This is a genomic window from Dietzia sp. B19, from assembly GCF_014145155.1.
Classification (GTDB): domain Bacteria; phylum Actinomycetota; class Actinomycetes; order Mycobacteriales; family Mycobacteriaceae; genus Dietzia; species Dietzia natronolimnaea.
In genome coordinates this window covers 1-1026 of sequence record NZ_JAALED010000117.1, presented here as the reverse complement: position 1 = coordinate 1026, position 1026 = coordinate 1, and the positions used below count along the sequence as shown (strand labels likewise).

Here is a 1026-nt window from a genome sequence, read left to right as displayed (position 1 = left end):
ACGCGCCGTGGTGCTCGATCTGTCCACCATGGCCTCCGGCGACGCCCGCCGGATGGTCGACTTCGCCGCCGGCCTGGTCTTCGGACTCGACGGCCGCATGGAGAAGGTCACCGACCGCGAGCGCACCTTCCTCCTGCAGCCCGCCGGGATGGACCTCACCGAGGCCGAGGTCCGCGACGCCGTCAACGGCGCGTTCCGTCGCTGACCCCCGGGTGCCCACCCCGCCTGACCGGGTGCCGGCGGCGCGGCGCCGGCCACTGCCAGTAGGGTTATGTCGTGCGTGAAATCCTGCTGGTCCTTTACATCATCACCCAGGTCTTCTGGTACCTGCTGCTCGCCAGGATCGTCGTGGAGATGATCGCCTCCTTCTCCCGCGGCTGGAATCCCCGTGGCTTCCTGGCGGTGATCCTCGAGTGGCTGTTCACCATCACCGACCCGCCGGTCAAGGCGCTGCGCAAGGTCATCAAGCCCGTGCGGCTCGGCCAGGTCTCGCTGGACCTGTCGGTCCTCGTCCTCTTCGTGATCATCATCGTGATCCAGCTGATCCTGCGGATCCTCATGACCAGCGTCGCGTGAGCCGGGCTGCCGGCCGTGGGTGACGCCCGCGGCGGGCCGCAGGTGACGCGCGGGCCGAATGTGACTAGATTGGCACGCGTTAAGGTAGTAATGATGTCGTGGGTCCGGTTCGAGAACGCCGGGCCGGCACCCGAGACGACCACGAGGGGTATCCCATGCGCTTGACTCCAGCCGATGTGCACAACGTCGCGTTCTCAAAGCCGCCGATCGGTAAGCGGGGCTACAACGAGGACGAGGTCGACCAGTTTCTCGACCTGGTCGAGGAGGAGCTCGGAAAGCTCGTGGAGGACAACGACGACCTCCGTCAGCGTGTCGAGGAGCTGAACAAGGACCTCGAGAAGGCCCGCAAGGCGGCGGAGAAGTCCGACAAGGCCCCCGGTGACTCCGCGAGCGGTTCGGGTGCCGGCCGCGTCGAGGAGCCCCAGGCCGCCACGCCGGCCGCCGCGCCCC

3 protein-coding genes are annotated in these 1026 nt (G+C 67.8%); all 3 read left to right on the top strand.

Annotation, left to right across the window (positions count from 1 at the left end):
- On the top strand, window positions 1-205 hold a 205-nt coding region (locus tag G6020_RS04565), incomplete at its 5' end, for a cell division protein SepF (protein WP_182609821.1).
- Window positions 206-276: 71 nt separating this feature from the next.
- Complete coding sequence (locus G6020_RS04560) at window positions 277-576, top strand: YggT family protein (protein ID WP_179525073.1); 300 nt, start codon at window positions 277-279, stop codon at window positions 574-576.
- Between the two features lie 155 nt (window positions 577-731).
- A partial coding sequence (locus tag G6020_RS04555) for a DivIVA domain-containing protein (protein ID WP_182609820.1) occupies window positions 732-1026 on the top strand: 295 nt, incomplete at its 3' end.